The organism is Janibacter corallicola NBRC 107790, assembly GCF_001570965.1.
Taxonomy (GTDB): domain Bacteria; phylum Actinomycetota; class Actinomycetes; order Actinomycetales; family Dermatophilaceae; genus Janibacter; species Janibacter corallicola.
The window spans coordinates 1-25,374 of sequence record NZ_BCSR01000008.1; the positions used below are offsets into that span (position 1 = coordinate 1).

Below are 25,374 nucleotides of genomic sequence, written 5' to 3' on the forward strand. Positions count from 1 at the left end.
GACGAGGCAGGCGAAGCCCGCCTGCCACTCGCTGTGCTCGGTCATGCCCCGATCTCCTCGTGGTCCGGCGCGGCGTCCTCCGCCGCGTCTGGTGATGGCTCGCGCTCGACGAGCACCGTCGCGATCCGGTGCCGTCGCCCCGACATCTTCTCAGCAGTGAGGCGCAGTCCGGCCACCTCGCACGTCGTGCCGACGATCGGGACCCGCCCGGTCACCTTGCCGAGGAGCCCACCGACGGTGTCGACGTCCTCGTCCTCGAGGTCCATGTCGTAGAGCTCGGCGAGGTCGTCCAGGTGCAGGTTGGCCGGGACGCGGAAGTGCTCCCCGCCGAGGTCCTCGACCCCGGGACCCTCGCGGTCGTACTCGTCGGTGATCTCCCCCACGATCTCCTCGAGGATGTCCTCGATCGTCACCAGGCCTGCGGTGCCGCCGTACTCGTCGACGACGATCGCCGCGTGGGTCTGGTGTCCCTGCATCTCCCGCAGCAGGTCGTCCAGCGGCTTGCTCTCCGGCACGAAGGGGGCCGGCCGCGCCAGCTTCTCCACCGGCAGGTCCGCCGCCGACTCGTCGGCGAGGGTCCGGCGCACGCAGTCCTTGAGGTAGAGCAGGCCGATGATGTCATCGGTCGACTCGCCGACGACGGGGATGCGGGAGAAGCCGGAGCGGATGAGCAGGTTGAGCCCCTTGCGGGCGACCTTGTCCCCCTCGATGGTGATCATGTCGGTGCGCGGCACCATGACCTCCCGGGCGAGGGTGTCGCCGAGCTCGAAGACGGAGTGGAGCATGTCCCGCTCCTCCTCCTCGATGAGGGAGCGCTCCCCCGCGATGTCGAGGAGGTCGCGCAGCTCGGCCTCGGAGCGGAAGGGACCGTCGCGGTAGCCGCCGCCGGGGGTGACGGCATTGCCGAAGGCGACGAGCAGCCGGGCCAGGGGGCCGAGGATGCGCTGCAGCCAGACCATGACCGGTGCCGCGATGAGGGCCACCCGGGCGCTGTGCTGGCGCCCGAGGGTGCGGGGCGAGACGCCGACGACGACGAAGGTGATGAGCACCATGATCGCGATCGACACGACCAGGGCGGTGCCCGCCGCCTCGATCCGTGCGGTGACGAGCAGCGTCACGAGCACGGCGGTCGTGGCCTCGGCGACCGCCCGCATGAAGGCGAGCACGGAGATCGGCGCCGCTCCCCCCTGGAGGATCCGCCGCAGCGCGGTGCCGCCGCGCCGGCCGGCCTCCTCGGCCTCCTCGGCGGCGACTCGCGAGGCCGAGCCGATCGCGGCGTCGACCAGGGTGAGGACGAAGGCGGCGACGACCGAGACGCCGACCCCGATGATCAGACCGGTCACGCCCGTCGCTCCCGCCCCCGTCCGGCGAGGAAGGTGAGCAGCAGCTGGCGCTGCAGCTCGAACATCTCCTTCTCCTCATCGGGCTCGGCATGGTCGAATCCGAGCAGGTGCAGGATCCCGTGGGTGGTGAGCAGCAGCAACTCCTCGACGGGCGCGTGGCCGGCTGCCGCGGCCTGCTTCTCGGCGACCGAGGGGCACAGCACGATGTCACCGAGCACGCCCTCGTCGGAGGTCTCCCCCTCCGGCCCGGGCCGCAGCTCGTCCATCGGGAAGCTCATCACGTCAGTCGGCCCGGGCAGGTCCATCCACTGCTCGTGCAGGACCGTCATCGTCTCCTCGTCGACGAGACGGATGCACAGCTCGACCTGCGGGTGGACACGCATCTCCTCCAGCACGTAGCGGGAGACACCCACCAGCTCGATCTCCGAGAGGTCGTAGCCGACCTCGTTGAGCACCTCGATGCTCACTGCTTCTCCCCCTTCGACCGGGTGGCGTCGTAGCGCTCGTAGGCATTCACGATCTCGCCGACGAGTCGGTGGCGGACCACGTCCTCCGCCCCCAGGTAGGCGAAGTGGATGTCCTCGACGTCGGCGAGGATCCGGCGCACCACCCGTAGTCCGGACTGGGTCCCGCCGGGCAGGTCGACCTGGCTGATGTCACCCGTGACGACCATCTTGGAGCCGAAGCCGAGCCGGGTGAGGAACATCTTCATCTGCTCCGGCGAGGTGTTCTGCGCCTCGTCGAGGATGATGAAGGAGTTGTTCAGCGTCCGGCCGCGCATGAAGGCCAGCGGGGCGACCTCGATCGTCCCGGCAGCTATCAGCCGCGGGATCGACTCCGGGTCGATCATGTCGTGCAGCGCGTCGTAGAGCGGGCGCAGGTAGGGGTCGATCTTGTCCCCGAGGGTGCCGGGGAGGAAGCCCAGCTTCTCGCCCGCCTCGACCGCGGGTCGGGTGAGGATGATCCGCCCCACCTCCTTGGCCTGCAGCGCGGCGACCGCCTTGGCCATGGCCAGGTAGGTCTTGCCGGTCCCGGCGGGGCCGATCCCGAAGATCACGGTGTTCTCGCCGATGCCGTCGACGTAGTGCTTCTGACCGAGGGTCTTGGGCCGGACGGTCCGCCCCCGGCTGGAGACGATGTTCTGGGTCAGGACATCGGCCGGCCGCTCCCGCGTGCTGCCCTTGAGCATGATGATGGAGCGCTGCACGGAGTCCTGGTTCAGCGGCTGCCCTGCCTCGACGATCTCGGTCAGCTCATCGAGCAGCCGGTCGATGACGTCCAGGTCCCCGGCCGGACCCTGCAGGCGGAACTCATTACCCCGCACGAGGATCTCCACCTTGGGGAAGGCCCGCTCCATGGTCCGCAGCAGCTGGTCGCCGGTACCGAGCAGGCTGACCATCGAGATGGTGTCCGGCAGGACGATCGTCTGCGAGGAGTGCTCGTCGTCGTGGGCAGATCCTTGCGGGGGCTCGTCGGAGATCGCCTCGAGCGCGCGCAGGTCGGGTTTGTCAGATCGTGGCATCGTGGTGCCCAGTCTACGGGCGATGACCCGCCGGGGACCCCTGCGGCGGGTGGCGCTCCCGGCTCAGCGCCACCGGTGCACCGCGTTGACCACTGCGATGGCGGCAGGCCCCGCGGTCGAGGCACGCAGCACCTCCCGACCGAGCCGGACCGTGGTCGCCCCCGCCTCGGTCAGCCAGTCGATCTCCCGGGAGGCGATCCCCCCTTCGGGGCCGACGACGAGGAGGACCTCGCCGTCCCCGGGCAGGTCCGTGGTCGCGAGCGGGGTGCTCGCCTCCTCGTGGAGGACGAGCACGGTGCGCCCCGCACACTCCCGGAGCAGGTCGCGGGTGGTGGCCATGGGGGCCAGGTCCGGCCACCGTCCACGGCGGGACTGCTTGGCCGCACGCTCGATGACGTGGGACCACTTGCGCAGCCCCTTGTCGACCTTGGGTCCCTTCCAGCGCACGATCGAGCGCTCGGCCTGCCACGGGATGATCCGGTCGACGCCGAGCTCGGTGGCGGCCTCGACGGCGTCCTCGTCGCGTCCGTCCTTGGCCAGGGCCTGCACGAGGGTCAGGCGAAGGGAGGGCTCCGGCTCGTCGGCGCGCTCCAGCACCCGCAACCGCACCGTGTCACCGGAGACCTCGGCGGTCTCGGTGAGCACGCGGGCACCGCGCCGGTCGCCGACGAGCACCTCCTCCCCCACCCGCAGCCGGACGACGGTGGCCGCGTGGTGGGCCTCGGCCCCGGTGAGGTCCACGACCGAGTCGGTCGTGAGCCCGTCGAGCGCCGGAGGATCGACGAGGAAGAGCGGCGCGGTCACCGGTGGGCTCAGCGCCTGAAGGCGTGCCGCAGCCGGCCGACGAAGCCGGAGTCGGCGTCGGCGGGCTGCCCGTCCGGCTGCTCCTCGTCGCGCACGCTGGCCAGCTCCCGCAGCAGCGACTCCTGCTCCTCGTCCAGGTGCGTGGGCGTGCGCACGTCGGCGTGGATGATCAGGTCACCGCGGCCGTCGGTGCGCAGGTGGCCCACGCCGAGGCCGGAGAGGATCACCGTGTCGCCGGGCTGGGTACCCCGCTCCAGGGTGATCTGCCGGGTGCCGTCGAGGGTCTCGAAGTCGATCTCGACGCCGAGGGCGGCCGCGGTCATCGGGACGGCGACGGTCGCGTGCAGGTCGTCCCCGCGGCGGGTGAAGGTCTCGTGCGGGCGGACCTGCAGCTCGACGTAGAGGTCCCCGGCCGGCCCACCACCGGGCCCGACCTCCCCTTCGCCCGCGAGGTGGATCCGGGTGCCGGTGTCGACACCGGCGGGGATCTTGACCTTCAGCGTGCGGCGGGTGCGCAGCCGTCCCTGGCCGGCGCACTCGTGGCACGGGCTGATGATGATCTCGCCGAAGCCCTGGCAGGTGGGGCACGGCCGGCTGGTCATCACCTGACCGAGGAAGGAGCGTTGCACCTGCTGGATCTCGCCCTGACCGCCACAGGTCTCGCAGGTGCGCCGGCCGGTGCCCGGCTGGCTGCCGTCGCCGGAGCAGTGGGTGCAGACCGTGGCGGTGTCGATCGTCAGGTCCTCCTGGCCGCCGAAGACGGCCGCGTCGAGGTCGACCTGCAGCCCGACGAGCCCGTCCTGGCCGCGGGAGCGCCGCGAGCGGGGACCGCGGCCGCGCCCACCGGCACCGGCGGCGCCGAAGAACTGCTCCATGATGTCGCTGAAGGTGAAGCCGGCGCCGAAGCCGTCCTGGGAGCCGCCGTAGGGGTCGGCGCCCATGTCGTACTGGCGACGCTTGGTCTCGTCACCGAGCACGTCGTAGGCCTGGCTGACCTCCTTGAAGCGCTCCTCCGCCTCGGGGCCCGGGTTGACGTCCGGGTGCAGCGTGCGGGCCAGCTTGCGGTAGGCCCGCTTGATGTCCTCCTGGCTCGCGTCGTGGCTGACGCCCAGGTCCTCGTAGTAGTCGTTCACGCCTTGGTCCTCGTGATGTCGTGGTGGTCGGCGCGGATCGAACGGCCGTCAGCCGTTGATGATCCGCGAGAGATAGGTCGCGACGGCTCGCACCTGCGCGATCGTCGCCGGGTAGTCCATACGGGTCGGCCCCAGCACACCGATGGCGCCGACCTCTTCCTCCTCGGAACCGTACGCCGTGGTGACCAGGGAGGTCCCCTGCAGCCCGGAGACCTGGTTCTCCGAACCGATGCGGACCGCGACCCGGCCGCCCGCGGCGGTCCCCTGGGCCTCGACGCTGAGCAGCTTGAGCAGGACGACCTGCTGCTCGAGCGCGTCGAGCACCGGCTCCAAGGTCATCGGGAAGTCCTGCGGGCTGCGGGCCAGGTTCGCCGTGCCGGCGAGCGTGACCTTCGTCTCGCGCTCGTCGGCGAGGGCGTCCTCGAGGGCCTCGAGGACGCCGGCCGTGAGGGCGTCCTCGGTCTCCACGTCACCGTCGTGCAGGGCCTTCAGGGCCGTCCGTGCCTCCGCGAGACGACGCTCGCGGGTCACGGCGTTGACCAGGGTCCGGGCCCGCCCCAGCACCTCCTCACCGGCCTGCGTCGTGTAGTCGACCGTGGTGGGCACGATCCGCTGCTCGACCCGCCCGGTGCCCATGATCACCACGACCATCAGCCGGGTCTCGTTCATCGGGACCAGCTCGATGTGCTTGACGGTGCTCCGGGTCAGCGAGGGGTACTGCACGACCGCGACCTGCCGGGTCAGCGAGGAGAGGAGACGCACGGTCCGGTCCAGGACGACGTCGAGCTCGTCGGCGCCCTCGAGGAAGTCGGTGATCGCGGCCCGCTCGCCCCGGGACATCGGCCGGATGGCCTGCAGCCGGTCGACGAAGAGCCGGTACCCGGCATCGGTGGGGATGCGTCCCGCGGAGGTGTGCGGGGCGACGATGAGCCCCTCGTCCTCGAGTGCCGCCATGTCGTTGCGCACGGTGGCCGCGGACACGTTCAACTGGTGCCGATCCAGCAGTGCCTTGGACCCCACCGGCTCCGAGGTCTGGACGTAGTCCTCGACGATCGCGCTGAGCACGGCCATGCGCCGCTCGTCGTTCACGGGGACCTCCTCCCTCGAATCACTGGCACTCCGATCTCCTGAGTGCCAATTCTAGGACCGGAGCATTCATTCCCGGGAATCCGGCGTGCCGCCCCCTTCGCCCCGCCCGCCCCGGCCTACGGTCCTGACGTGACTGACCGATACGGATCCGACGTCCTCGCCGGCGGCTGGCGCTCCACGGGGCGCCTCGCCCGCCCCACCGCTCGCGATCTCGAGGCCGAGACCGGTCTCGTCGTCGAGGACGTCGAGACCGGCTGGGTCGGTGCCGTCGTCGCTGTGGAGAAGGCCGGCGGTGTCCGGGTCGTGCACCTGGAGGACCGCCGGGGCAAGGTCAAGGCCTTCCCGCTGGGTCCGGGCTTCCTCCTCGATGGTGCGCCCGTGCGTCTGGTCCCGCCGAAGGGGGCCGGCCGTGCGGCCCTGGCCGCGGCCGAGCAGGCGAGCTCGCGCACCGCGAGCGGATCGGTCGCCGTGCGCGACCACCGCGCCCGGGTGGCGCGCGGGTCCCGGATCTTCGTCGAGGGCAAGCACGATGCCGAGCTCGTCGAGCAGGTCTGGGGCCACGACCTGCGTGTCGAAGGGGTCGTCGTGGAGATGCTCGACGGGGTCGACGACCTCGCCGGGGTGATCCGCGACTTCGCGCCGGGCGACGGCCGGCGCATGGGCGTGCTCGTCGACCACCTCGTCCCCGGCACGAAGGAGTCGCGGATCGTGGCGCAGGCCGCCCGCGTCGCCCCGGAGCACGCCCTGATCGTCGGCCACCCCTATGTCGACGTGTGGCAGTCGGTGCGGCCGCAGCGCCTCGGCATGGAGGCCTGGCCGCAGATCCCCCGCTCGATGGAGTGGAAGCGCGGGATCTGCGCCCACCTCGGCTGGCCCCACGAGACGCAGGCGGACATCGCCCGGGCCTGGCAGCGCATCCTCGGCACCGTGCGCAGCTACACCGACCTCGAGCCGGCCCTGCTCGGCCGGGTCGAGGAGCTGATCGACTTCGTCACCGCCGACGGCCCCTGAGGTGCGTCAGTCCTTCGGGCCGCCGGCGACGTAGATAACCTGCCCGGAGACGTAGCCCGCCTCCTCGGAGAGCAGGAAGGAGGCCGTCGCGGCGATGTCCTCCGGCTGGCCGGCCCGCTGGACCGGGACCTCCTTGGCCGCGTGGGCGAGGAAGTCCTCGAAGGGCACGCCCATCCGCTCGGCCGTCGCCCGTGTCATGTCGGTCTGGATGAACCCGGGCGCGATCGCGTTGGCGGTGACGCCGAACTTCCCGAGCTCGATGGCCAGGGTCTTGGTGAAGCCCTGCATGCCCGCCTTCGCGGCCGAGTAGTTCACCTGCCCGCGGTTGCCGAGTGCGGAGGTCGAGGAGAGGTTGACGATGCGCCCGTACTTCTCGGCCGTCATGTGGGCCTGGACCGCCTTGGTCATGAGGAAAGCGCCGCGCAGATGGACACCCAGGACCGCGTCCCAGTCCTCGACGCCCATCTTGAAGATGAGGTTGTCGCGGATGATGCCGGCGTTGTTGACCAGCAGCGTCGGCGTGCCGAGCTCGTCGGCGATCCGGGCCACGCCCGCCTCGACCTGCTCCGGGTCCGAGACGTCCACGCCCACTGCCAGGGCGGTACCGCCCCCTTCGGTGATCTCGTCGGCGACCTCCTGGCAGGCGGACTCGTCGAGGTCGAGGACGGCCACGTGGTGCCCGTCGGTGGCCAGGCGAAGGGCGATCGCCCTCCCGATCCCCCGGGCGGCTCCGGTGACGACGGCGGTACGGGTGGGGCTCATGCGCTGCTCCTGGGTCGATGGGTGCTGTCAGGGTCATGGTCCCCGATGGTCCCGGCCGGTGCCCACCAGCGTCCGGAGACCGGTCAGTCGGGGTGCTCGCGCGTCCAGCGGGTGTGGGTGGGCAGCACCCAGCCCCGCTTGCGCGCGATCAGGCACAGCCCGAAGCCGACGACGAGGCCGGCGAGGGAGCCCGCCGTGGGTGTGACGAGCTCCCGGACCACGACCAGCACCAGTCCCCCGACGAAGGCCGCCGTGGCGTAGAGCTCCGACTGCTGCAGGATGATCGGTACCCGGCCGAGCATCATGTCCCGCACCGCGCCACCGCCGCAGGCTGTCATCACACCGAGCAGCACCGCCGGCAGCCAGCCCAGGCCGTGCAGCAGCGCCTTCTCGGTGCCGACGACCGCCCAGGTGCCGAGCGCGATCGCGTCGACCCACGGGAAGCACTGCCGCCAGCGCCGCCCCTCCAGGGGGATGAGGAAGGCGATGGCCGCCGCCGCGAGCGCGGTCCCCAGGTAGGACAGGTCGACGAGGGCGATCGGCCGCAGGTCGAGCAGGACGTCGCGGATCGCCCCGCCGCCGAGCGCGGAGATGATGGCCAGGACCACGAAGCCGACCGGGTCCAGGCGGCTGCGGCGGGCCACCGCCCCGCCGAGCAGGCCGTTGGCGGCCACGCCGACGAGATCGAGGAAGCGGATGAAGTCGGGGACGGCCAGGATCTGCTCCACGCGCTCAGCCCTCCCCGTCCGTCAGGAGCTGGTGCACGACGGTGTCCGCGAGCAGACGACCGCGGCGGGTGAGCACGAGGCGGCCCCCGACCGCGGCCCGCCCATCGAGCAGGCCGTCGGCGATGAGGCCCGCGACCGCGCGCCGGCCACCGGGGGCGAGAACGTCCGTCGGCAGCCCCTCGCGCAGCCGGACGCCGAGCAGCACCTCCTCGTCGTGGCGCTGCTCGGCCGTGAGCACCTCCCGCGCGGCCGCCGGGGACCCCTCGGTCAGGCGCTGCGCCCACGCGGCGGGGTGCTTGACGTTCCACCAGCGGGTGCCGGCGACGTGGCTGTGCGCTCCGGGGCCGATCCCCCACCAGTCGTCGCCACGCCAGTAGGCCTCGTTGTGGCGGCAGCGGTCGTGCTGACCCGCCGCCCAGTTGCTGATCTCGTACCACTCGTAGCCCGCGCCGGCGAGCAGCTCGTCGGCGAGCTCGTACTTGTCCGCCTCGTCGTCGCCGGTCGGCATCGGGAGCTCGCCCCGGCGCACCCGTGCGGCCAGCTTCGTGCCCTCCTCGACGGTCAGGGCGTAGGCCGAGACGTGGTCGGGGGCCAGCTCCACCGCGGAGCGAAGGGAGGTGCCCCAGTCCTCCAGCGTCTCGCCCGGGGTGCCGTAGATGAGGTCGAGGCTCACGGACAGGCCCGCGGCGCGCGCCGCGGTCACCGCCGTGGCGACACCGGCGGGGTCGTGGGTGCGATCGAGAGTGGTCAGGACGGAGGGCACCGAGGACTGCATGCCCATGCTGACGCGGGTGAAGCCCCCTTCGGCCAGGGTCGTCAGGCTCCGGTCGTCGACCGAGTCCGGGTTGGCCTCGGTGCTCACCTCCGCGTCGGGGGTGAGGCCCCAGCGCTCCTCGATGCCGGCGAGGACGCGGGTGAGGTCCTGCGGGTCCAGCAGCGTGGGGGTACCGCCTCCGACGAAGACGGTCGAGACCGGCGGCGTGTCCCCGAGCACCTCGACGGCCAGGTCCAGCTCGCGCAGGGCCGCGTCCGCCCACGTGGCGGGGCCGGCCCCCTTCGGCCCACCGGGGGGGCCGAGCTCGGTGGGGGTGTAGGTGTTGAAGTCGCAGTAACCGCAGCGCACCGTGCAGAAGGGCACGTGCAGGTAGATCCCGAGGGGTCGCCGACCGACCGCGGCGCGGGCGGCAGCGGGCAGGGTGCCGTCGCGGGGCGCGGGATCGCCGTCGGGAAGGGTGGGCACCGACTCATTTTCACATCGGGGCCCCACCCCGCGGTCATCGGCGGTCTGACCGGGCTGGCTACGGTGGGTCCATGACCCGGTGGATCGAGCTCGATGGCGTCGTCAACATGCGTGATCTCGGGGGGCTTCCGACCCACGGTGGTCGGCGCACCCGCGAGGGCAGCCTCATCCGCAGCGACAACCTGCAGGACCTCACCGACGCGGACGTGCGCCACCTCATCGACGCAGTGGGTGTCACCGACGTCATCGACCTGCGCAGCGACACCGAGCGGGAGCTGACCGGCCCGGGCCCGCTCACGCAGACCCCGCTGGCCCACCACCACCTGAGCTTCATGGCCGACGACGCTTACCGGGACCGGATCGGCTCCGACGGCAGCGGTGGCTCGGGCCGGGCCGGCTCCGAGGCCCTGCTGCTGCGGAGCGAGGAGGACCGCGGCTCCCCCGACTTCTGGACCCGCCACTACCTGGGCTACCTGGATCAGCGGCCGGACTCGGTCGCGGGCGCCCTCGCGGCGATCGCGAGGAGCCGTGGCGGAGCAGTCGTCCACTGCGCCGCAGGCAAGGACCGCACCGGGACCGTCACCGCGCTCGCGCTGTCCGTCGCGGGGGTGCCGGAGGAGGAGATCGTCGCCGACTACGCCGCCTCCGCCGAGCGGATCGCCAGGATCGTCGACCGGCTGGCCGACGTGGAGCCCTACGCCGCCGGCCTGCGGGGCCGCTCGCTGCAGGAGCAGACTCCCCAGCCGGAGACCATGGTCGCGATCCTCGAGCAGCTGCAGTCGGCCCACGGGGGCGCGGCCGGCTGGCTGCGTGAGCACGGGTGGGGCGAGGAGCAGCTCGAGCAGCTGCGCGCGCGCCTCGCGGGGTGAGGGCTCAGGCCTTCTTCTTCATCGAGACGTAGACGGGGATGACTCCCTCGACGACGACCTCGCCGTCGGTGCGGATCGCCCGCACCCGGATGTCGACGTCCCCGGGGGTCGCCTCCCACTGCTGCGGGTCGGTCTCGGCGATGCACAGCAGGTCGGTGCTCGACTTCGCGGGGTAGCTCACGCTCAGGCCGCGGGGAAGCCAGCGCTTGTCTGCCGGGCAGGTCGCCTCGGCGAGCAGCCCCATCGCTGCCTCGAGCCCGTTGCACACCGCGATCGCGTGCACGGTGCCGATGTGGTTGTGCACCCGCCGACGGTTGCTGATCGAGACCTCGGCGTAGTTGGCCCGCACCTCTCGGACATTGGGGCGCACGGTCGCGAAGTACGGCGCCTTGAGGCTGTAGAGGAGGGAGAAGATGCGCTTGCCCGCCGGGAGCCGGGTGATGCGCCGATAGAGGTCGAAGGTCTGCTGGGCCATGGAGTCACCCTAGGCACGAACCCCCTTGTGCCGGAACCGTCCCCGAGGGTCGCGTCCGTCACCCTCGGCCGGGCCGGGGCTGGCCTCACCCGGCGTACGTGCCGAAGCTCCAGGAGTTGCCCTCGGGGTCGCGGATGCTGAAGCCGCGGGAGCCGTGGTCCGCGTCCTCCAGCGGCCTGGTGAACTCGGCGCCGGCTCCCTTCGCCCGCTCGTGGACGGCGTCCGGCTCCTCGGTGACGACATAGAGCATCGCCCCACCGACGGGGGTGCTGAAGTGCGGATCCTCGGGGCGGGCGCTGGAGATCATCACCCGGCCGCCCTCGGGCCAGAGCATCTCGCTGTGCTGGACGATCCCATCCCCCTCCACGAGGACGCCCTCGGTGAAGCCGAGGCCCGTCAGCCACTCGCGCAGGGCGATCGGGTCGGCGGCGGTCAAGCCGGGCCAGATGTCGTGGTCGGTCCGTGTCTGCGGTGTCGTGTCCATGCCGAGCAGTCTGCCGCCGTGTGCGCCCCGCGGTCTTGGACGAATGCGAGCCGACCTCAGCCCGCGACGGGCACGCACTCGATACCGATCTGGTCCAGCGCGGTACCGCGGACCGCGACCTCCGCCAGACCCGCGGCGCCGATGAGCACCCGGAACTCCTCGAGGGTCCGCTCCCGCCCGCCCGCGATCGTGTACATCCGCAGGTCCATCTCGGCGAACATCGCCGGGTCGCCTCCGTCGCTGCCGTGGCCCTCGAGGATGAGGACCCGTCCGGAGCGGCCCGCGGCCTCGGCGCAGCGTCGCAGGATGCGCACGGCGTCCTCGTCCGGCCAGTCGTGGATGACCGAGGCCAGGACGTAGGTGTCGCCGCCTGTCGGCAACGGATCGAAGAAGCTCTGCGACGCGATCTCGCAGCGGTCCAGCAGGCCGGACTCGGCGAGCCGGGCCCGACCTCGTTCCGCCGTCGCGGGCAGGTCCAGCAGTGTCCCCCACAGCTGCTCGTGCGCGCTGAGCACGGCGGCGAGCAGCTCTCCCGTGCCCCCGCCGACGTCGACGACGTGCCCGGCCCGCTCCCAGTCGAAGGCGCTCATCACGTCCTCGAAGTACTCCGGCCCGGCTGCCATGACCGCGTCGAAGGACTCCCCCATGACCTCGTCCTCCGCCAGGTGACGCCAGAAGGGGGCGCCGAAGACGCTCTCCCAGGCCGGCTCCCCCGTCCGCAGGGTGTGCACGAGCCCGGTGAAGACGAGGTCCATCCGGCCGCCGAACCCGTCGAGGTCGAGCTGGACGCGCATCTGCGAGGGGTGGTCCGAGCGCAGCAGGTCACCGGTGCCGGTCAGCCCGAAGGTGCCGGGCTCGGACTCGGTGAAGAGCCCCTTGCACGCCAGGTGGCGCAGCAACCGCACGAGCGCCCCCGGCTCCGCGCCGCACCGCCGCGCTGCCTCCTCGAGCGGCATCGGTCCGTCGGCCAGGGCATCGGCGACCCGCAGTGTCGCGGCGGCCCGTACCGCCAACGGCGTCACGAGGTCGATCACCGGGGCCAGCTGGTCCCACGCCGTCGGCTCCCGCTGCGGCAGCGTCCCGTCCGTGTCCGTCATGGCGTCCTCCCTCTCACGTGCCCGCGAGCCTCCCCCGCTCAGCGCTCCCGGTCTTGGACGAATGCGATCTCGTCCTCCCGCAGCCACCGACCGGGCGGGGTCCCGGCGAAGTCGACCCAGTCACGGCTCTGGTGGCTCTGGTCGGCATAGCCCGCGCGAGCGGCAGCCAGCGCGGGCGGGGCCCCGGCCGCGACGAGGCGGCGACTCTCCTGGAAGCGCAGCACTCGGGCAACCGTCTTCGGCGGATGGCCGAACTCCTGCCGGAAGCGCTCCCCCAGGTGGCGGGTGGACCACCCGACCTCACGGGCCAGCCCCGCGATCGGTGCCTGCCCACGGCTGCGGGTCAGCGCCTGCCAGGCGTGGTCCACCTCCGGGCACGGCTGCCACCGGGGCTCGCGGTGCGCGAAGAGCGACTCCAGGACGAGGGCGAAGCGGGCCGGCCAGTCCGGCGTCTCACCCAACCGCTCGTGCAGCCGGCGCGCGCTCGGCCCGATGAGCTCCCCGAGGTCGACCGAGGTGCCGGACACCTCACCCGGTGGCCCGCCGAGCAGCACGGCGACTCCCCTCGGGGTCAGGTCGAGCTGCACCCCGTGCTGGGAGCCGTCGTGCAGGATCCGGGCCGGGCTCGCGTGCAGCCCGGCGAGCAGGGTGTCGAAGCGCCCCCTTCGCCCGTCGGCACCGATCAGGTCCAGGGGCTGGTCGAGGGAGAGGATGAGGGTGGCGCTGCCCGAGGGCATCCCGATGTGCGTACCCGGCTGCGCCCCGGCGATCCGGTACCCCACCATCGACTCGACGTAGGGCCGCAGCGCGGTGGGGATGGCGCCAGGCTCAGGCTGTGTCCCCGTCATGCATCGACGGTAGCGCCTGGGCAAGCCATACCGCTCCCGAAGACCAAGTAACTCGCGGGTACGACACTACGCTCGGGATGTCGAGAACTGACCGAACCTTGATCTTCCGACGATCCATCTCGTTGGTTGCGCGCAGCGTGGTGCAGTACCTGCGAGTAACACATGAGTCGCGGGAGGGGGTGCGGCATCGAGCGGACGGCGCGGACCGGTGAGCGCGCCCGACTCAGGGAGCGAGGAACGAGCGACCAAGGGCGCGTCCACCGCGCCCGCGCCGGGAGCGCCCATTCGTACCTCGCTCCTCGCCTCCTTCGAGGCTCGGCCGCGGGCGGCCTTCACACCTCAGGGAGCCGGGGTCTACTTCTTGGCCTTGTCCCCGGCCGACCCGTCGGAGGAGAGCGCGGCGATGAAGGCCTCCTGCGGGACCTCGACGGTCCCGATGTTCTTCATCCGCCTCTTGCCCTCCTTCTGCTTCTCCAGGAGCTTGCGCTTGCGGGAGATGTCACCGCCGTAGCACTTGGCAAGCACGTCCTTGCGGATCGCCCGGATGGTCTCGCGGGCGATGACCCGAGAGCCGACGGCCGCCTGGATGGGGACCTCGAACTGCTGGCGCGGGATGAGCTCCTTGAGGCGGGTGGCCATCTTCGTGCCGTAGGCGTAGGCCATGTCCTTGTGCACGACGGCACTGAAGGCGTCGACCGCGTCGCCCTGCAGCAGGATGTCGACCTTGACCAGGTCGGCGACCTGGTCGCCGGCCTCCTGGTACTCCAGCGAGGCGTAGCCGCGGGTGCGCGACATCAGCTGGTCGAAGAAGTCGAAGACGATCTCCGCGAGCGGCAGCGTGTAGCGCATCTCGACGCGGTCCTCGGAGAGGTAGTCCATCCCGTCCATCCGGCCGCGCTTGCCCTGGCAGAGCTCCATCACCGCGCCGATGTGCTCGCTCGGGGTCAGCAGCGTGGCCTTGACGATCGGCTCGCGGACCTCGTCGACCTTGCCGTAGGGGAACTCGCTGGGGTTGGTCACCTCGAGCCGGGTCCCGTCGTCCATCGTCACCTGGTAGACGACGTTGGGGTGGGTGGAGATGAGGTCGAGGTTGAACTCCCGCTCCAGCCGCTCCCGGATGATCTCCAGGTGGAGCAGGCCGAGGAAGCCGCACCGGAAGCCGAAACCGAGCGCCGCCGAGGTCTCCGGCTCGTACACCAGCGCCGCGTCGTTGAGCTTGAGCTTGTCCAGGGCGTCGCGCAGCACCGGGTAGTCCGAGCCGTCCATCGGGTAGAGCCCGGAGAAGACCATCGGCCGGGGCTCCTTGTAGCCACCGATCGCCTGCTCCGCCGGCGCCGCCGCGCTCGTGACGGTGTCACCGACCTTGGACTGGCGCACGTCCTTCACGCCGGTGATGAGGTAGCCGACCTCGCCGACGCCCAACCCCTTGCTCGGGGTCATGTCCGGTGAGATGACCCCGATCTCGAGGAGCTCGTGGGTCGCCTTCGTCGACATCATCACGATCTTCTCGCGGGACTCCAGGTGGCCGTCGACGACCCGCACGTAGGTGACGACACCGCGGTAGTTGTCGTAGACCGAGTCGAAGATCATCGCCCGTGAGGGGGCGTCCGCCTGCCCCTCGGGCGGCGGGAACTGCGCGACGATCTCGTCGAGCAGGTCCTCGACGCCCTCGCCGGTCTTGCCGCTGACCCGCAGCACGTCCTCGGGCTCGCAGCCGATGAGGCCGGCCAGCTCATCGGCGTACTTCTCGGGCATCGCCCCGGGCAGGTCGATCTTGTTCAGCACCGGGATGATCGTCAGCTCGTGCTCCATGGCCAGGTAGAGGTTGGCCAGCGTCTGGGCCTCGATCCCCTGGGCGGCGTCGACGAGCAGGATCGCGCCCTCACAGGCGGCCAGCGAACGGGAGACCTCGTAGGTGAAGTCCACGTGGCCCGGGGTGTCGATCATGTTCAGCGTGAAGGACTCGTCGAGGACCTCCCACGGCATCCGCACGGCCTGGGACTTGATCGTGATGCCGCGCTCGCGCTCGATGTCCATCCGGTCCAGGAACTGCGCCCGCATCTTGCGCTCCTCGACGACCCCGGTGATCTGCAGCATGCGGTCCGCCAGCGTCGACTTGCCGTGGTCGATGTGGGCGATGATGCAGAAGTTGCGGATCTGGGCCGGCGGGGTCGCGTTGGGCGCGTGGGCCGTGCTGGCCTGGGGTGACACGAGTGCTGGACCTCTGGGTCGACGGGGCAGGGCTTCAGGGTCATCCTCCCATGAGGAGGGGATGACCCCCGGGCGGTATGCGCGAAGGGGGCCGGCCACCAGCAGGTGACCGGCCCCCTTCGACGAGGACGCGTGGGTCCTCAGAGGGTGTTGACCGCCTTGGCCAGGGCCGACTTCTTGTTGGCGGCCTGGTTCTGGTGGATGACGCCCTTGCTCACGGCCTTGTCGAGCTTCTTGCTCGCGGTGAGCAGAGCGCTCTTCGCGGTCTCGGCGTCGCCCTCGGCGACGGCCGCGCGGACCTTGCGGATCCAGGTGCGCAGCTCGGACTTGTAGGCCCGGTTGCGCTCGGTGGCCTCGTTGTTGGTCTTGACCCGCTTGATCTGGGACTTGATGTTTGCCACAGGTGTGTCTTTCTGGTCGCTGAGGAACTTCTGCCGTAGAGGGCGGCAAGGCGGCTCGGGACCGGCGTGGGGACACCGTGGGAGAGACGCCCTGGGGTGGTGCTGCGGTGCGCGCACGACCTGGCGCGCACGCAATGGCCAAATCTAGCAGCGGCCCCACGGGGCCGACAAACCGCTCAGCCGCCGGCGCGTGCGTCGGCGATCGTCAGCACGGCCTTCTCCACGGCATAGACCGGGTCGCGGCCGCCGCCCTTGACCTCGAAGTCCGCCGCGGCCACCGCCTCGATGCTCCGGCCGAGCGCATCGGCGCTCCACCCCTGCAGCGCCCGACGGGCCTTGTCGATCTGCCACGGGGCCATGCCGAGGTCGCGGGCGAGGTCGGCGCTGCGGCCCCGTCCCGCTCCCCCGACCTTGGCCAGCTGGCGCAGCTGCTGCGCGAGCACCGCGACGATCGGGACCGGGTCGACGCCCACGTTGACGGCGTGGCGCAGCAGCCGCAGCGCCTCGCCGGTGCGGCCGGCGACGGCGGCGTCGGCGACCTTGAAACCGGTCGCCTCCACCCGGCCGCCGTGGTAACGCTCGACGACGTCGGCGTCGATCGTGCCGCTCGTGTCGTCGACGAGCTGCTGGCAGGCGGCCGCGAGCTCGCGCACGTCCTTCCCCACCGCCTCGACGAGCGCCTGGACCGCCCCGGGGGTGATCTTGCGCCGGGCGACGCGGAACTCGTTGGTCACGAACTCCGACTTCTCCCGGTCGCTCTTGATCGCCGGTGCGGGGACGACCTTCGCCCGAGCCTTCTTCAGCGCGTCCAGGACCTTCTTGCCGCGGTTGCCCGAGGCGTGGGTGACCACGAGGGTGACCGTCTCCTCCGGGTCGGCGAGGTAGGAGAGCAGGTCGGCCTGCAGCGCCTCCCCCGCCTGGTGCAGGTCCCGCACGACGAGGACGCGGTCCTCACCGAAGAGCGAGGGGCTGGCGTGCATCCCGACCGCGCCCTCCTCGTACCCCTCGGCGGTCAGGGTGACCACCTCCAGGTCGGGGCTCGTCACGCGGGCGTCGGCGATGACCGACTCCACGGCCCGGTCGGCGAGGATCGACTCCGGCCCGGAGACGAGCACGAGCGAGGGGCCGCTCAAAAGAGCGCCACCTTCGCCACCGGCGGGAAGATCTCGTCCAGCGCGGCCTCGTCCTCGACGGTGGGCACCCAGTCGGCCGCTGCGGCGTTCTGCGCCACCTGCTCGGGCCGCGTCGCCCCGGCGATGACGCTGGAGACGGCCGGGCGGCTCGCCAGCCAGGAGAAGGCGACCTGCAGCTCGGTCAGCCCCCGCTCGCGGGCGAAGTCCCCGAACGCCTCCAGCTGACCGAGGTCGGCGTCGCGCAGCATCTGCTGGCGGGAGTGGGTCAGGCGGCTGCCCTCGGGGGCGACCCCGTCGGAGTACTTGCCGGTGAGCAGCCCGTTGGCCAGTGGGAAGTACGGCAGCACGCCCAGGCCGTAGGCCTGCGCGGCCGGGATCACCTCGAGCTCGGCACGGCGGTCCAGCAGGTTGTAGTGGCTCTGGCTGGAGACGAAGCGCGCCCCACCACGGGCCCGGGCGACGTGCTCGGCGTCGGCGATCTGCCAGCCGGCGCGGTTGGAGTGCCCGATGTAGCGGACCTTGCCCTCGCGCACGAGGTCGTCGAGCGCGTCGAGGGTCTCCTCGATCGGCGTCGCCGGGTCCGGCGTGTGGAACTGGTAGAGGTCGATGTGGTCGGTGCCCAGCCGGCGCAGCGAGGCCTCGACGGCGGCCATGATGTAGCGCCGCGACCCCCGGGCTCCGAAGTCCGGCCCGTTGGCACCCTTCATGTCCATGCCGAACTTCGTGGCGAGGACGATCTCGTCGCGGCGGGAGCCGAGGGCCTCCCCGAGCAACCGCTCGGACAGGCCGGGCTCGACGCCGTAGGTGTCGGCGACGTCGAAGAGGGTGATGCCGGCGTCGAGGGCCGCGCCGACGACGGCGTCGACTCCCTCCCGGGTCTCGGTGGCCGTCCCGGCTCGACCGAGGTTGTTGCAGCCGAGACCGACGACGGAGACGGCGAGACCGGAGTGACCGAGGCGAGCTGTCTGCATGGCGACAGGCTAGTCGTGGGTGGTGACGGCCAGCCCGAGTGTCTTCGCGCGGGCGGTCACCGCGGCGGCCTCCCGGTCCAGGGACTGCGCGAGCTCCTCCACGGGCAGCCCGAGCTCGACGCCGTCGCGCAGCTCGTCATCGTCCTGGGCGGACCAGCCCTCGCCCTGCACGACCGCCGTGCGCACGCCCGCCGGCCCCGGCGGGGCCGAGGGTGCCCCGGTCATGCTCCGCTTGACCGGCTCGGCCACCGGCAACGGCTCGGGGGCGATCTGGTCCAGCCGGCGCAGCGCACCCAGGACGAGGTCGCGGTCGGTCGTCGGCCAGAAGGGCGGCAGCGAGCGCTGCAGGAAGCCGGCGTAGCGCGCCTTGATCATCCGGTGGTCGAGGAAGGCGACCACCCCGCGGTCGTCACCGCGCCGGATGAGCCGCCCCGCGCCCTGGGCCAGGCGCAGCGCCGCGTGTGTCGCCGAGACCGCCATGAAGCCGTTGCCGCCGCGCCGGGCGATCTCCTGGGTGCGCGCGGAGGAGAGCGGGTCGTCCGGCCGGGGGAAGGGGATGCGGTCGATGAGCACGAGCTGGCAGGCGCTTCCGGGCACGTCGACCCCCTGCCACAGCGTGAGCGTGCCGAAGAGGATCGTGCGCGGGTCCCCGGCGAACTGCCGCACGAGCGTGCCGATCGTCTCCTCGCCCTGGCAGAGCACCGTGAAGTCCTCGCCGAGCCGCTCGCGCATCGCCTCACTCGCCTCCCGCGCGGCCCGCATGGAGGAGAAGAGCCCGAGCGCACGGCCACCGGCGGCCCGCACGAGCGCCTCGATCTCCTCGAGGGTCTCGCCGGCGAGGCCGTCCCGGCCCGGGGCCGGCAGGTGCTCGGCGACGTAGGCGATGGCCTGCTGGCCGTAGTCGAAGGGGGACCCCACATCCAGTCCCCGCCACTCGGGCGCACCCGGGCCGCGCAGCCCCAGGGTCCCCGCGACGGAGTCGAAGGAGCCGCCCAGCTCGAGGGTCGCCGAGGTCAGCAAGACCGTGCGGTCCCGCACCGTGTCGTCATCGTCGGTGGCCCCCGTGCCGAAGATGCGCTCGCGCACCCGCATCGCCACGCTCATCGGCGCGACCCGCAGCAGCGGCCCGCGCCGGGGGGCCTTCGCGACCCAGGTGACGTCGAGCTCGCGCTCCTCGAGCATCCGTGCGGCGGTGTCGAAGAGCTCCTCGACGGCGACCTGGGCCACCTGCCGTGATCCGTCGACGGGCTCCCCCTTCGGCGGCTTGAGCTCGGTGAGCAGGCCGCGGGTGGTGTCCCGGAGCCGCTCGAGGACGGCGGCGAGTGCCTCCGGGATGCCGGCGGTCAGGCGTCCCTCGGGGGCTCCCTCGAGGACCGCCTCGAGGTCGGCGGCGACGTCGTCGACGTCATCGGTGGTCTCGACCATCCGCCGGGCGCGCTTGCCGGCGGCCCGGATCCCCCCGGGCGAGAGCTCGTCGGTGACCGTCGAGGTCACCCGGTCGACGAGCTCGTGGGCCTCGTCGATGACGAGCACGTCGTGCTCGGGCAGCATCGGGCGCCCCTCGAAGGCGTCGATCGCCATGAAGGAGTGGTTGGTCACGACGACGTCGACGTCCTGGGCCGCCTCCCGCGAGCGCTCCACGAAGCACTCGGCCACCATCGGGCACCGCGAGCCGAGGCACTCCTGCGCCGAGACCGAGACCTGGCGCCAGGCCTTCTCCGAGACACCGGGCACGAGCTCGTCCCGGTCCCCCGACTCGGTCTCCTCGGCCCACTCCCGCAGCCGCAGGACCTCCTGGCCGATCCGGCCGGCCGCGGCGTCGACCTCGCCGACGTCCATGAGGCCCTCGTCCTCGTCGGGGAAGCCGCCCTCGAGCTTGTGCCGGCACAGGTAGTTGCGCCGGCCCTTGACGATCGCGTAGGTCGGGCGACGCTCCAGCCGGTCGGTCAGCGCATCCGCCAGGCGCGGCATGTCGGAGTCGACGATCTGCGCCTGCAGGGCCAGGGTCGCGGTGGCGACCACCGCGGGGGTGCCGGTGCGCTGCGCGTGCTCCACGGCCGGGACGAGATAGGCCAGGGACTTGCCGGTACCGGTGCCGGCCTGGACGAGGAGGTGCTCCTCGGTCTCGATGGCGTCCGCGACGGCGCGGGTCATCTCGACCTGTCCGGGACGCTCCGTGCCACCCACTCCGGTGACGGCGGCTGCCAGCAGGGACTCCACGGACTTCGGCACCACCCCACCCTATGACGACCTGCGGCCGTCGTCGGCAGGTCCTGCGCGGCCTGTGGACGGAATCCGTCCGGCGCCGGACGGAACCACCGCGCTTGCCCCTCCGACGTGACTCGCCTACGGTAGTCAACCACTGGTACACAACCTTCAGTGATCATCGGAAGGACCCACCATGACCACGGCACCCGAGACGCGCCTCGCGGACGCGAACACCGCACTGCAGCGTTACGCCCTGACCATCATCGGCGCCAGCATCGTGGTGCAGCTCGCTCTGGTCGTCACCGGCAGCCGGATCGGATGGCTCGCCGCCGGCCTCACCGCCGTCATCGCCGTGGGCTACGCCGCCTTCCTCATCCGCGACCATGGCGCGCTGGGACGGGTCCGCTACGGACTGCTCGCTGCACACGTCATCACCTTTGCGTCGGTCGTCGGGGGATTCCTGCTCCACTTCTTCGTGCTCGCCGTCCTGGGGGACCCCGCCGTGCGAGCCGACACGGCCGAGGACTTCGTCCTCGATCCCGGCTGGTTCGGCGTGGTCCTGGGTATGCCGACTTTCTGGTCACTCGGGCTGCTGGTGCACGCCCTGGGAGCGATCCTCGGCCGTGGGTTCGAGGCCTCCCGGTGACCTCCGAGTCCGAGGAGTGGCTCGAGGAGCTCGTCACCGGGTGGGTCGAGGTCCACAAGAAGTCCATGACCACCCTCGTCCTGCTGCGGATCGTGTCCGACCGGGCACCGGCGCCCGCCGCGGACATCGGGGCCGAGTTCGCCCACCGCACCGGGTGGGCCATCTCCGAGCGGGGTCTCTACCGCACGCTCAAGCGGCTCGCCGGAAGCGACCTGATGACGGTGGATTCCGTGCCGGTCGAACGGACCGGGCGCCCGCGCAAGGACTTCACCCTGACCGACCTGGGACGTCGCTATCTCGCACGCCTCGAGGAGATCGCGGACTCGATCGACCACAGTCCCCGTCCATCGAAAGGTTGACCCGGGAACCAACCTCCTGCGCGATGTGCCGACACCCCCTCCGGCGATGGGATGGATGGCATGACAGCGACCCTGCGCCCATCCCCTCCCGGCTCGTCCCACCGGGCCGCCCGCCGGGGCCTCGCCGAGCGTCTCACCAGCCGCCGCGGAGCCCCCTTCGTCCTCGTCCTCGCCGTCCTCGTCGTCGGCCTCGCCAGCTCTCTGTTCGGGTCGACCGAGGCGCCCCCGCGGGGCGCCGACTTCCCGGACACGGCCGAGTCCGCCGTGGTCGCCGACCAGCTGGAGTCCTTCCCCGGCAGCGACACCGCGCCGGTCCTCCTCGTGGCGACCAACGACGACGGCTCGCAGCTGACGAAGGGGGACCTGGCCGACCTCGACGAGATGGCCACCCACCTCGACCCGGCCACCGATGACCCCTCCCCCGCCCGGACGTCCGACGACGGCCGGGCCGCGGTCATCAACGTCCCGGTCCCCACCGACCTGGACTCCGACGCGAACGTGGAGATGATCCAGGACCTGCGGGCGAAGGTCGCCGAGCACGCCCCGGAGGGCATGACCGTGCAGGTCACCGGCGGTCCGGCCTTCGGGGCCGACATCGCCTCCTCCTTCGAGGGGGCGAACTTCACCCTGCTCGCCGTGACCATCGGCGTCGTCGCGCTGCTCCTGCTGCTGACCTACCGCTCCCCCGCGCTGTGGCTGGTGCCGCTGGCCGTCGTCGGCGTGGCCGACCAGATGGCCGGCACCGTCACCACCGCCGTCGGCGACGCGAGCGGCCTGCCCTTCGACGCCGGGATCGTCTCCGTGCTCGTCTTCGGCGCCGGCACGAACTACGCGTTGCTGCTCATCTCCCGCTACCGCGAGGAGCTCCACGACCACGAGGAGCACCGCACAGCGCTGGGCGCCGCGTGGCGGGCCACGGCCCCGGCCATCGTCGCGAGCAACGCCACCGTCGTGCTCGCCCTGGCCACCCTGCTGCTCGCTGCCGTCCCGGGCACCCGGGGGCTGGGCCTCGCCTCCGCGGTCGGACTGGTCTTCGCCCTGCTGGCGGTGCTCCTCGTGCTGCCCGCCGCCCTGGCCCTCGTCGGCCGGAAGGTCTTCCGGCCCTTCGTCCCGCGCCGCGGCGACACGCTGGATCACGAGGGAGCCTGGGCCAAGGTCGCCCGTCGGGTCGTCGCCCGTCCCGGCCGGCACCTCGTCGGGGGCCTCGTGGTCCTCGCGGTCCTCGCCTCGGGCCTGACCGGTGCACGGGTCGGCCTGAGCCAGGTGGACTCCTTCCGCGGCGGCTCCGAGTCCGGACAGGGGCTCGTCGTCCTCGGTGAGCACTTCCCGGCGGGGGCCGCCGCTCCCTTCGCCGTGACCACCGACGCCACCCACACCGAGGAGACCGTCGAGGCCCTGGAGGGTGTCGAGGGCGTCACCGGCGTCGTCCCGTCCGGCACGAACGGCGCGGGGCTGGCCAAGGTGACCGTCATCGGCCAGCCCTCCCCCGGCACCCCGGCCAGCCTCGACCTCGCCGAGGACCTGCGCTCGGCCGCCCACGGCGTCGCGGGTGGGGACGCGAAGGTCGGCGGCGGCTCCGCCGAGCTGCTCGACGCCCGCGCAGCGGCCGAGAGCGACCTGGGGACGGTCGTCCCGCTGGTGCTGCTGGTCAGCCTCGCCGTCCTCGTGGTCCTGCTCCGCGCGGTCGTCGGCCCGCTGGTGCTGCTCGCCCTCAACGCCGCCAGTGCCCCGGCCGCCCTCGGGCTCGGCGCGTGGCTCGACGAGCACCTGCTCGGGCACCCCGCGCTGGCCGTGCAGGTCCCGCTGATCGCCTTCCTCTTCCTCGTCGCGCTGGGGATCGACTACACGATCTTCCTCATGCACCGGGCGAGGGCCGAGGCGGCCGGTCACGGCACCCGGGACGGGGTCGCCCGGGCGGTGGCCCGCACCGGAGCGGTGATCACCAGTGCCGGCGTCGTGCTGGCCGCGGTCTTCGCGGCGCTCGGGGTGCTCCCCCTGGTCGTCCTCGGCCAGCTCGGGCTGATCGTCGGCCTCGGCGTCCTGCTGGACACCCTGCTGGTGCGCACCGTCGTCGTGCCCGCGGCGACCGCCCTCATCGGCGACCGGTTCTGGTGGCCCGGCCGGGTAGCGTCGCGCGGGTGAGCAGGACACCCTCGGCCCCAGGTCCAGCCGCCGGTCACCCGCGGCTGGCCGGACCGGTCGGCGTCCCGGGCGAGGACGCGGTGGGCGGCGGGACCACCCGGTGGTTGCGGCTGGGTCAGCACGCCCTGCTCGCCGTGCTCGCGGTGGTCTGCCTCACGCGGGCGGTCGAGGCCGGCGCGCACCCGGCCGCCGAGCTGGCGGGGCTGGCCGTCTTCGTCGGCTGGTACCTCGTGGGGATCCCGCTGGCCCGGCGTGGCCTGAGCGGCGCGACGTGGTTCATCGTCCTCGCCCTCGTGTGGGGCGGGTTGGTGCTCGTCTCGCCGGAGAACGTCTGGCTGGCCTTCCCGCTCTGGTTGCTCGCCGGGCACCTGCTGAGGCTCGTCCCCGGCGTGGCCATTTCGCTGGTCGTGCTGGGCGTGGTCGTCGCCGAACCGGTGCGCCAGACGGGAGCCACCTCCTTCGCCGCGATCATCGGACCGCTCATCGGGATGGTCGTCGCCCTGGGCATCTCCCGCGCGCAGATGGCGCTGGTGCGCGACGGCATCGAGCGCCAGCGCCTCATCGCCTCCCTCTACGCCGCCCAGGAGGAGACCGCGGCCCTGACCGACGAGCTGGCCCGGGTGCAGCGTGCGGAGGGAGCCACCAGTGAGCGCACCCGCCTCTCCCGGGACATCCACGACGGCATCGCCCAGGGCTTCTCGTCGATCCTGCTGCTGGCCCGTGCCGCGCTCGCCGAGGAGGACCCGGAGCGGGCGCGGGAGATCCTCCGGCACCTCGAGTCCGGCGCGGTCGACGGGCTCGAGGAGTCCCGTCGGGTGGTCGGTGCGCTGGCCCCCGCCGACCTGGACGAAGGGAGCCTGACCGGCGCCCTGCGCCGCGTCACCGACCGCTTCACCGAGGAGTCATCGGTCTCGGCCCGGCTGCGGGTCGGGCGCGAGGTACCGCAGCTCCCGACGACGGTCGAGGTGGCCCTGCTGCGCTGCGTGCAGGGCGCCCTGGCCAACGTGCGCACCCACGCGCGGGCCGACACGGTGCTCGTCGGGGTCGAGCGCTCCGGCGAGGTGCTCCGGGTCGACGTCGTCGACGACGGGCAGGGTTTCGACACCGAGGCCTGGGCCAGCCACTCGCCGGACGATGCGGGCGAAGGGGGTTACGGCCTGCGCGCCACCCGCGCCCGACTGCGCGAGATCGGTGGCGGCCTGTCCGTGGAGTCCTCACCGGGTGGGGGCACCGCCGTCTCCGCGTGGGTCCCGGTGCCCCGCACCAGCGAGGAGGAGTCATGAGCGTGCGCGTCGTGGTCGTCGAGGACCACCCGGTGACCCGGCTGGGCATCGTGGCCCTGCTCCGGCAGGACGACCGGCTCGACGTCGTGGGTGAGGCCAGCACGGGCGAGGAGGCGCTGGAGGTCATCGCCCGGGAGCGCCCCGAGGTCGTCCTCACCGACCTGCGCCTCGGGGACGGGATGGACGGGGTCGGGGTGACCTCCTCCCTTCGCTCCGGCCCGGGGGCACCTGCGGTATTGGTGCTGACCACGTACGACACCGACCGCGACATCGTCCGTGCGGTCGAGGCCGGCGCGGCCGGCTACCTGCTCAAGGACACCGCGCCCGAGGAGGTCGTCGCGGCGGTGACCCGGGCGGCCGCCGGCGAGACCGTCCTCGCCCGACGAGTGGTCGCGCGGATGGGCCGGCGACGGGTGGAGCTCTCCGCGAGGGAGGTCGAGATCCTCGGCGCGGTCGCCCGGGGCCTGGCGAACCGGGAGATCGCGGGGGAGCTCTTCATCTCCGAGGCGACCGTGAAGACCCACCTCGTCCACGCCTTCACCAAGCTGGACGTGGACAGCCGCACCGCGGCGGTCGCGCGGGCCCGCGAGGAGGGACTGCTCCCCTGATGCCGGC

General features: G+C 72.3%; 25 protein-coding genes. 7 read left to right on the top strand and 18 right to left on the bottom strand.

All coding sequences use genetic code 11. The features are described from left to right. Positions 1-41: 41 nt before the first annotated feature. From JCO01S_RS05065 to hrcA, 6 genes are all read right to left on the bottom strand, one after another. Complete coding sequence (locus JCO01S_RS05065; RefSeq protein ID WP_068251713.1) at positions 42-1,343, bottom strand: hemolysin family protein; 1,302 nt, start codon at positions 1,341-1,343, stop codon at positions 42-44. Continuing rightward, a complete protein-coding gene (ybeY, locus tag JCO01S_RS05070; protein WP_068251716.1) occupies positions 1,340-1,810 on the bottom strand; it encodes an rRNA maturation RNase YbeY in 471 nt (156 codons plus the stop codon). The genes JCO01S_RS05065 and ybeY overlap by 4 nt, the downstream gene beginning before the upstream one ends. After that, positions 1,807-2,865 (bottom strand): PhoH family protein, encoded by a 1,059-nt coding sequence (locus JCO01S_RS05075; RefSeq protein WP_084342642.1) that lies wholly within the window; start codon positions 2,863-2,865, stop codon positions 1,807-1,809. The genes ybeY and JCO01S_RS05075 overlap by 4 nt, the downstream gene beginning before the upstream one ends. A 63-nt stretch (positions 2,866-2,928) precedes the next feature. After that, positions 2,929-3,669 (bottom strand): 16S rRNA (uracil(1498)-N(3))-methyltransferase, encoded by a 741-nt coding sequence (locus JCO01S_RS05080; RefSeq protein WP_068251719.1) that lies wholly within the window; start codon positions 3,667-3,669, stop codon positions 2,929-2,931. A gap of 8 nt (positions 3,670-3,677) precedes the next feature. Further along, positions 3,678-4,802 carry a molecular chaperone DnaJ gene (dnaJ, locus tag JCO01S_RS05085; protein WP_068251722.1) on the bottom strand — a complete coding sequence of 375 codons (1,125 nt, stop codon included), beginning with the start codon at positions 4,800-4,802 and terminating at the stop codon, positions 3,678-3,680. A 48-nt stretch (positions 4,803-4,850) separates the two neighbouring features. After that, positions 4,851-5,891: a heat-inducible transcriptional repressor HrcA gene (gene hrcA, locus JCO01S_RS05090; protein ID WP_068251725.1), complete on the bottom strand. Its 1,041-nt coding sequence runs from the start codon at positions 5,889-5,891 to the stop codon at positions 4,851-4,853. Between the two features lie 129 nt (positions 5,892-6,020). Here hrcA and JCO01S_RS05095 point away from each other — a divergent pair, with 129 nt between their 5' ends. Beyond that, a complete protein-coding gene (locus tag JCO01S_RS05095; RefSeq protein WP_068251728.1) occupies positions 6,021-6,902 on the top strand; it encodes a DUF3097 domain-containing protein in 882 nt (293 codons plus the stop codon). 6 nt (positions 6,903-6,908) lie between these two features. Here the strand turns inward: JCO01S_RS05095 and fabG are convergent, their stop codons facing one another. From fabG to hemW, 3 genes are all read right to left on the bottom strand, one after another. After that, on the bottom strand, positions 6,909-7,664 hold the full coding sequence (gene fabG / locus JCO01S_RS05100) for a 3-oxoacyl-ACP reductase FabG (RefSeq protein WP_068251731.1): 756 nt from the start codon (positions 7,662-7,664) through the stop codon (positions 6,909-6,911). Between the two features lie 83 nt (positions 7,665-7,747). Next, complete coding sequence (locus JCO01S_RS05105; RefSeq protein WP_084342643.1) at positions 7,748-8,392, bottom strand: trimeric intracellular cation channel family protein; 645 nt, start codon at positions 8,390-8,392, stop codon at positions 7,748-7,750. A gap of 4 nt (positions 8,393-8,396) precedes the next feature. Continuing rightward, entirely contained in the window at positions 8,397-9,632 is a 1,236-nt protein-coding gene (gene hemW / locus JCO01S_RS05110) for a radical SAM family heme chaperone HemW (protein ID WP_068251734.1), read from the bottom strand. A 71-nt stretch (positions 9,633-9,703) separates the two neighbouring features. Here hemW and JCO01S_RS05115 point away from each other — a divergent pair, with 71 nt between their 5' ends. Next, entirely contained in the window at positions 9,704-10,501 is a 798-nt protein-coding gene (locus JCO01S_RS05115; protein ID WP_068251737.1) for a tyrosine-protein phosphatase, read from the top strand. A gap of 4 nt (positions 10,502-10,505) precedes the next feature. On the opposite strand, the gene JCO01S_RS05120 is transcribed toward JCO01S_RS05115, so the two are convergent. The 9 genes from JCO01S_RS05120 to JCO01S_RS05160 all read right to left on the bottom strand — a co-directional run bounded on the left by JCO01S_RS05120 (position 10,506) and on the right by JCO01S_RS05160 (position 20,353). Next, positions 10,506-10,976 carry a hotdog fold domain-containing protein gene (locus JCO01S_RS05120; RefSeq protein WP_068251740.1) on the bottom strand — a complete coding sequence of 157 codons (471 nt, stop codon included), beginning with the start codon at positions 10,974-10,976 and terminating at the stop codon, positions 10,506-10,508. A gap of 85 nt (positions 10,977-11,061) precedes the next feature. Beyond that, positions 11,062-11,460 carry a VOC family protein gene (locus JCO01S_RS05125; protein WP_068251743.1) on the bottom strand — a complete coding sequence of 133 codons (399 nt, stop codon included), beginning with the start codon at positions 11,458-11,460 and terminating at the stop codon, positions 11,062-11,064. 56 nt (positions 11,461-11,516) lie between these two features. Continuing rightward, positions 11,517-12,557 (bottom strand): methyltransferase, encoded by a 1,041-nt coding sequence (locus JCO01S_RS05130; protein WP_068251747.1) that lies wholly within the window; start codon positions 12,555-12,557, stop codon positions 11,517-11,519. Positions 12,558-12,595: 38 nt separating this feature from the next. Next, positions 12,596-13,405 carry a helix-turn-helix domain-containing protein gene (locus JCO01S_RS05135; RefSeq protein ID WP_068251749.1) on the bottom strand — a complete coding sequence of 270 codons (810 nt, stop codon included), beginning with the start codon at positions 13,403-13,405 and terminating at the stop codon, positions 12,596-12,598. 354 nt (positions 13,406-13,759) lie between these two features. Continuing rightward, positions 13,760-15,616, bottom strand: coding sequence for a translation elongation factor 4 (gene lepA / locus JCO01S_RS05140; protein ID WP_068251752.1), 1,857 nt, complete (start codon positions 15,614-15,616; stop codon positions 13,760-13,762). A 140-nt stretch (positions 15,617-15,756) separates the two neighbouring features. Next, positions 15,757-16,017, bottom strand: a complete 261-nt coding sequence (gene rpsT, locus JCO01S_RS05145) for a 30S ribosomal protein S20 (RefSeq protein ID WP_068251755.1) — start codon at positions 16,015-16,017, stop codon at positions 15,757-15,759. A gap of 176 nt (positions 16,018-16,193) precedes the next feature. After that, positions 16,194-17,150 (bottom strand): DNA polymerase III subunit delta, encoded by a 957-nt coding sequence (holA, locus tag JCO01S_RS05150; RefSeq protein WP_068251757.1) that lies wholly within the window; start codon positions 17,148-17,150, stop codon positions 16,194-16,196. Then, the gene (locus tag JCO01S_RS05155; RefSeq protein WP_068251760.1) at positions 17,147-18,121 is read right to left on the bottom strand and encodes an aldo/keto reductase; all 975 of its coding nucleotides are present in this window, start codon (positions 18,119-18,121) and stop codon (positions 17,147-17,149) included. Before JCO01S_RS05155 ends, holA begins: the two co-directional genes overlap by 4 nt. 9 nt (positions 18,122-18,130) lie before the next feature. After that, the gene (locus JCO01S_RS05160) at positions 18,131-20,353 is read right to left on the bottom strand and encodes an ATP-dependent DNA helicase (RefSeq protein ID WP_068252004.1); all 2,223 of its coding nucleotides are present in this window, start codon (positions 20,351-20,353) and stop codon (positions 18,131-18,133) included. A gap of 169 nt (positions 20,354-20,522) precedes the next feature. On the opposite strand from JCO01S_RS05160, the gene JCO01S_RS05165 reads away from it, so the two are divergent. From JCO01S_RS05165 to JCO01S_RS05185, 5 genes are read left to right on the top strand one after another with little or no spacing between them, the layout of a single operon-like run. Continuing rightward, complete coding sequence (locus tag JCO01S_RS05165; protein WP_068251762.1) at positions 20,523-20,975, top strand: hypothetical protein; 453 nt, start codon at positions 20,523-20,525, stop codon at positions 20,973-20,975. After that, positions 20,972-21,334: a PadR family transcriptional regulator gene (locus JCO01S_RS05170; protein ID WP_068251765.1), complete on the top strand. Its 363-nt coding sequence runs from the start codon at positions 20,972-20,974 to the stop codon at positions 21,332-21,334. The genes JCO01S_RS05165 and JCO01S_RS05170 overlap by 4 nt, the downstream gene beginning before the upstream one ends. A 60-nt stretch (positions 21,335-21,394) precedes the next feature. After that, positions 21,395-23,476 carry an MMPL family transporter gene (locus JCO01S_RS05175; RefSeq protein WP_084342644.1) on the top strand — a complete coding sequence of 694 codons (2,082 nt, stop codon included), beginning with the start codon at positions 21,395-21,397 and terminating at the stop codon, positions 23,474-23,476. Continuing rightward, on the top strand, positions 23,473-24,759 hold the full coding sequence (locus JCO01S_RS05180; protein ID WP_245634337.1) for a sensor histidine kinase: 1,287 nt from the start codon (positions 23,473-23,475) through the stop codon (positions 24,757-24,759). Before JCO01S_RS05175 ends, JCO01S_RS05180 begins: the two co-directional genes overlap by 4 nt. Beyond that, complete coding sequence (locus JCO01S_RS05185) at positions 24,756-25,367, top strand: response regulator (RefSeq protein WP_068251769.1); 612 nt, start codon at positions 24,756-24,758, stop codon at positions 25,365-25,367. Before JCO01S_RS05180 ends, JCO01S_RS05185 begins: the two co-directional genes overlap by 4 nt. The last annotated feature ends 7 nt before the right edge of the window (positions 25,368-25,374 follow it).